Below are 8,954 nucleotides of genomic sequence, written 5' to 3' on the forward strand. Positions count from 1 at the left end.
ACTGGCTAAGGACTGGGAGAAATCCATCGAAAGCACAACCGCATGGGCCAATATCGCTTCCATCCGCATGCTAACCCGGAGGATCGCAAGACCCTCATATCATTGACCAACTTTCGAATCGGGCTCTGAAGCCCTATGATCAGAGCAGCGAGCCCGAAGAAGACCAGCGCGGTGGGCGATGTGTAGAAGATCGCCAGGTCGCCGCCGGAAAGGCTCATTGCCGTGCGGAACTCGCCTTCCAGGATCGGCCCGAGCACCAGCCCCAGGATTATGGGCGTGATCGGGATGTCGGCTTTAATCGCCGCATAGGCGAGCACGCCGACTATCGCCATGGTGTAGATGTCGAAGACGCTGTTTCGGACGGTGAAGGCGCCGATCCCGCAGAGCACAATTATGACGACGGCCATCAGCCGCGGTGGCACTCGAAGGACATGGACGAAGAGCCGGATCCCAAACAGCTGGACCACGAGAATTACGACATAGGCCACGACGATCGAGATATAGATGCCGTAGACGTCGGCCTGGTTTGTCAGGAACAGTGCCGGGCCCGGCACGAGACCGTGGATCATCATCCCCGCTAGGACAATAGCGGTGGCGGGATCGCCTGGGATGCCCAGGGCCAAGAGCGGGATCATTGTGCCGCCCGTTACTGCGTTGTTGGCTGTTTCAGGGGCGACGACTCCCTCGATCGCGCCCTTGCCGAATTTAGACGGGTCCTTAGAGAAGCGACGGGCATGGTCGTAGGCCAGGAAGGACGCAATCGGTCCGCCCGTCCCAGGGATCGCGCCTATCCCGGTGCCAATCAGGGCACTGCGAACCATCAGCCACAAATTGCTGATTATCAGTCTCATGGAAGGGAGCTCTGCGCGCACGTCGCGCATCGCTGGCGGGGGCTTGATGCCGCGTCGATGCTCCTCGAAGACCTGAATGATGAACGGCACTGCGAAAAGACCGATCATTGCGACAAGCAGATTGACGCCCTGCAGCATGCTGGTCGTGCCGAAAGTCATGCGTGGCACACCCTCGACTGCGTCGAGGCCGATGGTCATGATCATCAGGCCAAGAACGCCGGCGATCAGGCCGCGCATCATCGACCTGCCGGCCATTCCACAGATCGTCGACAGGCCGAAAACCACCAAAGCGAAGATCTCGGCCGGACCGAAGGAGATTGCTATCCGCGAAACGATGTCCACGGAAACGACCATCACGACAAGGCTGAAGATGCCGCCAAAGGTGGAGACGATGACCGCCATACCAAGCGCGATCGATGCACGCCCCTGCTTTGCCATGGGGTAGCCGTCAATCACGGTCGCCGCGGCCGACGGGGTACCAGGAATGCCGAGCAGGATGGCCGAGACCGAGCCGCCAGTCATGCCGCCGATATATGTGCCGAGCAAGAGGCCGATCGCTGGCACGGTGCCCATTCCGAATGTCAGCGGTAGAGCCAGCGCCAACGCGACGGTGAAGGTGAGGCCAGGGATCGACCCGAAGATCAACCCGATGATGGAGCCAAGGGCAATCGCCCCGAGGGCTTCCGGTTGCAGCGTCAGGGCTGCTGCTGCCAGGAATGCTTCCATGTCAGTTCAACCCAGATTGATCCAAGAGCCGGTTGCGAGATAGACCCCGAGGATCTTCCCGAAGATCAGCCAGCAACCGAAGGTGACGCCGATGCTCATCAAGAAGATGCGAAGCGGCGAGCGATCGTTGGCGCAGACGATCATGATCGAAGCCACTGTCACCAGCGTCGCCAGCACGAAGCCAATGAGCTGCATCAGGAACCCGTAGGCGATCAGATGCCCGAAGGTTAGGAGCAGCGGCACAGGCGTGAAAGTTCCGCCTCCGTCCCCTATCTCGCCGTCACTCAAATTAGCCGTGTGGGCGGTCGCAGTCTCTTCGTCAGACCTTCGCAGGGCAGTCGCCACCATCACGGCAGAGAACAATGCCAAAAGGCCCCCGAGCAAGAAGGGGAAGGCGCGGGGACCGACATCCCCGCCCCCTGCACCAGCCGGGATTGTGCGCCAGACCATCAGCATCCACGCAAGGGCGAGGATTAAAAGCACTGTGCCCGTTAGCAAGTCGCGCGACTTGTCTGTCATTGCCACCTCCCGGCTCGGTCGCGATCAGTTCATCATGCCGAGTTTGCCGAGAAGCTCGCCGTAGAAGGCGTCGTCCCGGGCAATCACCTCGCCAAACTCTGCGCGTCCCTTGAAGGCGGGCTCATAGCCAATGTTAGCTGCGGCTGAAGTGAACTTTTCCGATTCCGCGGCGGCTTTAGCGGCGGCCTCGAGCTTGACTAGGATCTCCTCGGGCGTACCCACTGGGGCGGCGAGACCGCGCCACATCGAGATGTCGACGTCGAACCCCTGGTCCTTTGCCGGCTTGACGTCGGGCAGCACGCTCACCGGCTCGGCGCCGGTGGAGCCGAGCACCGCGAGATCGCCGGTCTTTATGTAGGAGAGGAACTGGCCGGGCCACTGGATCGCGGCATCGATTCGGCCGGCGAGGAGTTCGATCGGCGCCTTGCCGTCGCCATAGGAAATGTAGTTGACCTTGTCGGCAATGCCCATTGCGTCGAACAGGGCCGCCGAGGCGAGGTGAGTGAACGAACCTTTGCCGGAAATACCGACATTGATCGTCTCGTCGCCAGCCTTCACTGCCTCCGCCATCTCTTGGAGGTTTGTCCAGCCCTTGGTGGAATTGACGGCTAGCACTGGAATCTCGACGGAGACCTGGGCAATCGGCTCGAATGCCTCATAGTTGAAGGGCAGTGTGCCGAGATGATGCGTCGTGTTGATCGAGTTGGAATTCCAGACGATATTATAGCCGTCCGGACGCGTGGCCTGGACATGGGCATAACCGATGGCACCGCCACCGCCGGTGCGCGCCACCGGTACGACCGGCGAGCCCAGTTCCTGGCCCATAAGTTCCGCCAAAAGCTGCGCCGTGGTGTTTGCGGTGCCGCCAAAGAGCACGGTCATCTCGACCGGCTTCTCAGGATATTCGGCCTTTGCCGAGGCGGATCCTACGAAAGTGGCGGCTAGAACGGCGGCGGCGGCAATGCGGCCGCGCGATTTCCAGAACGACATATTGTTTCCTCCCTGTTGAAACGCGTCGCAGCCTCCCGCCGCGACTGTCAGTCCGTGCTGATCGACGCCGGACGGCCCGTGTTCGGGTCCGTCCATTGCCCCCGTGAGCAGGCTCGGGATCGTCAGTTCACCAGCGCATGATCCCCCGTCTGCCGGGCCTCGAGCGCCGCGAGGATCGCCTCCGGCGTTGCCGGCAGCGCGGTGATGCGCACGCCAATTGCGTCGTAGATGGCGTTCATGATGGCTGGTGCGGTCGGCACCAGCGCCGGCTCGCCGATGCCCTTCGCCCCAAGCGGGCTGCGCGGGTCTCGGTCCTCCACCAGGGCAACGTTGATCTGCGGAATGTCGAGCGAGGTTGGCAGGATGTATTTCGAGAAGCCGTGGGTCGTCGTGTGGCCCTTGTCGAGCTGGTAGTCCTCCATCAGCGCCTGGCCGAGGCCCTGGACGATGCCGCCCTCGATTTGGCCTTCGACACCGCGCGGATTGATCGCCCGACCGACATCGTGGACGGCCCACATGCCGAGCACCTGAACTTCACCGGTCAAGGTGTCGACCTCGACTTCCGCAACCTGACAACCAAAGACATAGGCCTGCCACGGTGCGCCCGACCCATCGACAGGGTCGAGGCCGGTGCCGTGGGCCGTGAAAGATCCCGATCCGACCGGGACGACGCCACGCTTTTTGCAGAGGGCTACCGCTTCGTCGACGGTCATCCGCTTGTTGGTGCCCTCGGCCCAGATATCGCCGTCGAATGCCTTGATCGCGGCTGTATCGACCTGCCAGTAGGCCGCCAGCTCGGCGTCGAGTTTGGCGCGTGCGTCGCGGCAGGCGATCGCAACGCTGTTGCCAATCATGTACGTCTGCCGCGTCGCCCCGGCATGGGCCGCTTCAGGCGACCGGGCCGTGTCGTTGTCGCCAATCGTCACGTCCTCCGGTCGGATGCCGAGCTCGTCGGCCGCGACTTGGGCCAGCACCGTCAGGATACCCTCGCCGATCTCGGTGACGCCGGTGACCACCTTCGCGGTGCCGCCATCATCCATTTCCACCCAGGCGCCCGCCCGATCGATCGTGGCGGTACGGGCGATGCCGTACCACGATGCGGCCATGCCGCGTCCCCTTGCATGCCGCTGCATCACGCCACCTCCTGCCGGGAATCCGTTGTCTCGAGCCTGAACCGCGCGCCGAGCGTGCACGAGCGACGGGTGTCGGGGCCGCCGAGATCGCCGCGGGTCGCACCGCGGGTCGTCGGGGCGCCGGCTTCCCAGCGGCAGAAAGCCTCTGCCGTAGCCAGCACCTCGGCAATCGATACGGTCTCGAGGCGCTGGCCAGTATGGGTCAGCGAGCCGATCTTCATCATGTTGCGGCGGCGGATCTCGAACGGGTCGAGGCCCAGGCGCTCGGCGCAGATGTCGAGGTGGGATTCGGTGGCGAATTGCGATTGCATCGCTCCGAAGGTCCTGAAGGCGCCGGAGGGCGTGTTGTTGGTGTAGATGCCGTAGGTGTCGATCTGGACATTGGGAATGTCGTAGGGGCCGAGAGAGAGGATCGCCGCCTTGCGCATCACGCCTTCCGTCGACATGCCGTAGGCGCCACCGTCGCTGATCATCTTGAATGAGACGGCGGTGATTGTGCCATCGTTCTTCAGTCCCATCCGGTACGTCACCCGGGACGGGTGGCGCTTGGCCGAGGCGATGATCGATTCCTCTCTTGTGAAGATCAGCCGCACCGGGCGGCCGGTCTTCATCGCCGACAGGGCCAGCATGCCCTGGTAGATCATGTCCTCCTTGCCGCCGAAGCCGCCGCCGACCGGGCTCATGATGAAGCGGACCTTATTGATCGGCTTGTCGATGATGGTCGCCAGCATGTCGCGGTGGTGGGTGATGTTCTGACTCGGCGAGAACACCGTCACGACGCCGTCGTGATCGACATAGGCGAGCCCTGCCTCGGGCTCGAGATAGGCGTGCTCCACCTGCTGGGTCGAGTAGGTGTTCTCGACAATGATGTCGGCTTCGGCAAAGCCTTGTTCGACATTGCCTTTGCGGATCGGAATGTGTTTGACGAGATTGTTCGGCGCATAGTCATGCACGACCACAGCACCGGGCAGCATCGCCTCCTCTGGGTCGAAGATGCCAGGCAGTCCCTCGTACTCGACCTTGATCAGCGACAGCGCGCGGCGAGCGATCTCCTGGGTCTCGGCGGACACCGCAGCGACAGCCTCGCCGACATAGCGGACCTTTTCGCGGGCCATCACCGGCTGATCATGGACAAAGACGCCGAAGCCATCGACACCGGGGACGTCGCGATGGGTGATGACGCATTCTACGCCTTCCATCGCCTCGGCGGCCGAGGTGTCGATCGAGAGGATCCGGGCATGGGGATGTGGGCTGCGCAGCACCTGCATGTGCAGCATGTCCTGCATCGTCGTGTCGCCGGCATATTTCAGAGCGCCGGAGACCTTAGACGGGGCGTCGAGCCGCCGGACGTTGTTGCCGATGTAGGAGTCGCCGGCGCCCTCGGCGTCGAGTGCACTTGCGGCTAACCGGCCGTTTAACACGTCGCGTGCGAGCTCGACCGCCTCGAAGATTTTAGTATAGCCCGTGCAGCGGCAGATATTGCCGCCGAGCCGCTCCTTGATTTCCTCTATCTCGGCAAAGGGGTTCTCGCGCAACGCGGAGGTCGCGGCCATCACCATGCCGGGGATGCAGTAGCCGCACTGGCTGGCGCCGGTCTTGTGGAAAGCCTTCTGCAAGATCGTCAGCTCGCCGCGTGGCGCCAGGCCCTCGACCGTCTGGATGGTGGCTCCGTCGGCCTTGTTGGCGGGCATCAAGCAGGACTTCACCAGCTTGCCGTCGACGAAGACTGAGCATGTGCCGCATTCGCCGGCGCCGCAGCCCTCCTTCGTGCCGGTGAGGTGGACCTCCTCGCGCAGGTAGTCGAGCAGCCGGTATTGCCCGTTGACAGGCTTGTTCACCCGGCGGCCGTTGACCGTCATAGTCAGGATCTGGTCAGACATGGACTGCCTCCCTCTGAATTTCGTTCGGTATCGGGGCACCGCAGGCGACCAGCGCGTCCTCGATCGCTGCCTCGACAAAGCCGCGCACCACGCGCCGCCGGTATTCGACGCGCGAGCGCGAGGCGACGCGGTCGGCCGGTATGATGCTCGCCTCCGCCACGATCTGGCGGGTGATCGGCTGGCCCCGCAGCATGTCCTCGATGTCGTGTAGTCGCACCGGCACCGGCCCGATGCCGCCCAGCGCCAGCCGCACGTCCTCGAAGCGGCCGCCGCTCGGGCTGGTTTTCACCAGCGCCACGGCCGAGACCTTGGAAATCACCAGCGATCGCCGCTGACCAACCTTCTGGAAAGAGCCGCCGTAGCCCTTCATAGACTCGCAGGTGACTGCACTGATCAGCTCCCCGGTCTCCATGGCGTTAGCGCCGGGGCCGCGAACGAAATCAGCAATTGGCACGGTTCGGTAGCGAACCTCCGCACCGTCGAGCCGAGCCAGTTCGACGTCGGCATTCATCGCCAGGAGCGGCGGCATGCCGTCGGCGGCTGGCGACGCATTGGCGATATTGCCCGCCAGCGTCGCCTGTTCGCGGACCTGGTCGTCCGCGAACCAGATCGCGCAGGAGGGCATGCAGGGCAGATGCTCGCGGAGCGCGGCGTCTTCCAGGAAAGCCTGGAAGACGACGTTGGCATTGAGCCGCACCCTGCCATCGGCGATCGTGTAGCCTTGGAACTCCGCCACCCGGCTGAGGTCGACAACGACCGGATAGTGGACGTCGCCGCCGCGACCTTCGCGGGCATAGGGAACCACATCGGTCGCCCCGGCGATGACCTTGCCGGCCGAAGGCAGCCGTTCGACCGCCTCCAGCGCTTCGTGCAAGGTCCTTGGCATGACGTATTCATCGAATGAAAGCATCTGATCGCCCTTCGGCCTCGGTCAGTTGGTCGCTCACTCGGCCGCGATGGCCTGGCGCTGGGCCTGCTTGTTGCGGACCACAACCTTGATGGCATCCTCCACCCGGTCCTTGGCGTAGCGGAGCGCCTCGGGGAGGTTCTCCATCTCGAAGGTATGGGTGTGGACCAACGTGGCGTCGAAGCGCTTTTGGCGCATGAAGGCTTCCGCCCGATGCGTCGCACCTTTGCCCTCGCCGCGGATGCCGTAAAGGTAGATGTTGTTGCGCACGAGATAGGCGACATCGACCGGCACGGCGTCACTCGGGAAGGCCGCCAGGCAGATCTTGCCGCCACGGTTTAGCATCTTCGCCGCCTCGTTCACGGCGTTCGGCGCACCGGAGCACTCGACGACGTAGTCGACGCCCTTGCCGTCGGTCAGGCGGCGCACCGCTTCCACCGGATCTTCGTTGCGCACGTTGATGACGTGGTCGGCGCCAAGACGGCGGCCGATCTCCAGCCGGTTGTCACGGGTACCGGTGAGGATCACCGGCTGAGCGCCGAGCGCCTTGGCAACCGCGGCGCCGAGCAGACCGATCGGCCCCGGGCCGCTAACCACGACACTTTCGCCGGCAACGAGGCCGCCGAGTTCCGTCAGCCCGTACATGGCGGTGCCGGCGGTGACGACGAGCGTCGCCTCCTCGTCGCTCATGCTGTCATGGACATGCACGAGCGTGTTGATGTTGTTGACCTGGTACTCGCAGAAGCCGCCATCGGTGGTGAAGCCGTTGGCGCGGTGGCCCTTGTCGACGTCGCCGTAGTTCTTCCCGTAATTGTGGCAGGACGTGTACATGCCCTGGCGGCAACGCTTGCACTGGCCGCAGCCGGCATGAATCTCGACGGTGACGCGCTCGCCGATGCGGTACTCGTCGACGCCTTTCCCGAGCGCAACGACGGTGCCCATGTACTCATGGCCGGGGGTGAAGTTCTTGTTGAAAGGGCTGCCGCCCTCGATCTGGGCCGGCGGACCGTGGTGGATGATCTCGAGATCGGTCGCGCATATGGCGACCGCGTCGATGCGTACCAGCACCTCGGCCTTCTTCGGCGTCGGCACTGCCTTGTCAACGAAGGTCAGCTGGCCGGGATCGCCCAGCACCCAAGCCTTCATGGTCTCGGGGATCGGGTAGGCCGGATCGGTCTTCACGCCTTGGGGCATCGCCATGGTCTTTTCTCCCTTGATATTGCTGTATTCTTCTTGATTACGACTGTCAGAAATGGCCGACACGCAGCCGGTTCGAAAGCTTGCCGGCGCATTGCACGACCGCATTGGTGACGTGCGTGCGGTAATCCTCGCTTGCCCGGCTCTTCGGCAGCGAAACGCTTATCGAGCCGAGCACCGCCCCCGTCCCGTCCCTGATGGCGGCGCCGAAGCAGACGACGTCCGCCTCAAGCTCCTCGTCGTCGACCGCAAAGCCAGAGCGACGCACCATTCGCAGTTCCTCGATCAGCGCCGAGAGCGAGGTGATCGTGTTCGGCGTGAAGGAGGCGAGGCCGCTGTCGGACACGACGCGCGCCAGTTCGGTCTCCGGCAGCCAGGCAAGGATCGCCTTTCCCGTTGCCGTCGCGTGGGCGGCCCGCATCTTCTTGACCTCGTCGGGCTCGACATGGGTCGGCATGTGCGAGGCAAAGCGCAGGCGGGTGATCAGCAGCGAGTCACGCAGCACGGCCATCTGGACGCTCTCGCGAAGGCTGGCGTTTAATGCTTCCAGGTCGCCGTGCACGAACTGGCAAATGTCGAACTCACGACTAGACAAGGCGGCTAGATCACCAAGCTTGGAACTAACCCGGATCATGCATCAGGGCGCGCCTGACAGTCCCGTTGGACGTTGGCGGCACTGTCGGGTCGGTGTCGCCCATGCTTTTCGGGCGCGCTCGCGGTGGCGGCGCGGTTCGGGATGTTCGGGTTTTGA

General features: G+C 63.6%; 7 protein-coding genes and 2 pseudogenes. 1 reads left to right on the plus strand and 8 read right to left on the minus strand.

Annotated elements, in window-relative coordinates; translation table 11 throughout:
* Positions 1-106 (plus strand): annotated as a pseudogene (locus tag GTW51_RS24230) (IS5/IS1182 family transposase); the annotation flags it as partial.
* A gap of 169 nt (positions 107-275) precedes the next feature.
* Here GTW51_RS24230 and GTW51_RS22850 read toward each other — a convergent pair.
* From GTW51_RS22850 to GTW51_RS22880, 8 genes and pseudogenes are all read right to left on the minus strand, one after another.
* Positions 276-1,577 (minus strand): annotated as a pseudogene (locus tag GTW51_RS22850) (tripartite tricarboxylate transporter permease); the annotation flags it as partial.
* Positions 1,578-1,583: 6 nt separating this feature from the next.
* A complete protein-coding gene (locus GTW51_RS22855; RefSeq protein ID WP_163046330.1) occupies positions 1,584-2,096 on the minus strand; it encodes a tripartite tricarboxylate transporter TctB family protein in 513 nt (170 codons plus the stop codon).
* Positions 2,097-2,120: 24 nt separating this feature from the next.
* Entirely contained in the window at positions 2,121-3,182 is a 1,062-nt protein-coding gene (locus GTW51_RS22860) for a Bug family tripartite tricarboxylate transporter substrate binding protein (RefSeq protein WP_246233373.1), read from the minus strand.
* Between the two features lie 26 nt (positions 3,183-3,208).
* A complete protein-coding gene (locus GTW51_RS23730; protein WP_246233374.1) occupies positions 3,209-4,219 on the minus strand; it encodes a xanthine dehydrogenase family protein molybdopterin-binding subunit in 1,011 nt (336 codons plus the stop codon).
* Complete coding sequence (locus GTW51_RS23735; RefSeq protein ID WP_246233375.1) at positions 4,219-6,099, minus strand: molybdopterin-dependent oxidoreductase; 1,881 nt, start codon at positions 6,097-6,099, stop codon at positions 4,219-4,221. Before GTW51_RS23735 ends, GTW51_RS23730 begins: the two co-directional genes overlap by 1 nt.
* Positions 6,092-7,009 (minus strand): FAD binding domain-containing protein, encoded by a 918-nt coding sequence (locus GTW51_RS22870; RefSeq protein ID WP_163046331.1) that lies wholly within the window; start codon positions 7,007-7,009, stop codon positions 6,092-6,094. Before GTW51_RS22870 ends, GTW51_RS23735 begins: the two co-directional genes overlap by 8 nt.
* A 33-nt stretch (positions 7,010-7,042) precedes the next feature.
* Positions 7,043-8,206, minus strand: a complete 1,164-nt coding sequence (locus tag GTW51_RS22875; RefSeq protein ID WP_163046332.1) for a zinc-dependent alcohol dehydrogenase — start codon at positions 8,204-8,206, stop codon at positions 7,043-7,045.
* Between the two features lie 46 nt (positions 8,207-8,252).
* Positions 8,253-8,837, minus strand: a complete 585-nt coding sequence (locus tag GTW51_RS22880) for an IclR family transcriptional regulator (protein WP_163046333.1) — start codon at positions 8,835-8,837, stop codon at positions 8,253-8,255.
* Between the last annotated feature and the right edge of the window lie 117 nt (positions 8,838-8,954).

Origin of the sequence: Aurantimonas aggregata (assembly GCF_010500835.1) — a bacterium.
Taxonomy (GTDB): domain Bacteria; phylum Pseudomonadota; class Alphaproteobacteria; order Rhizobiales; family Rhizobiaceae; genus Aurantimonas; species Aurantimonas aggregata.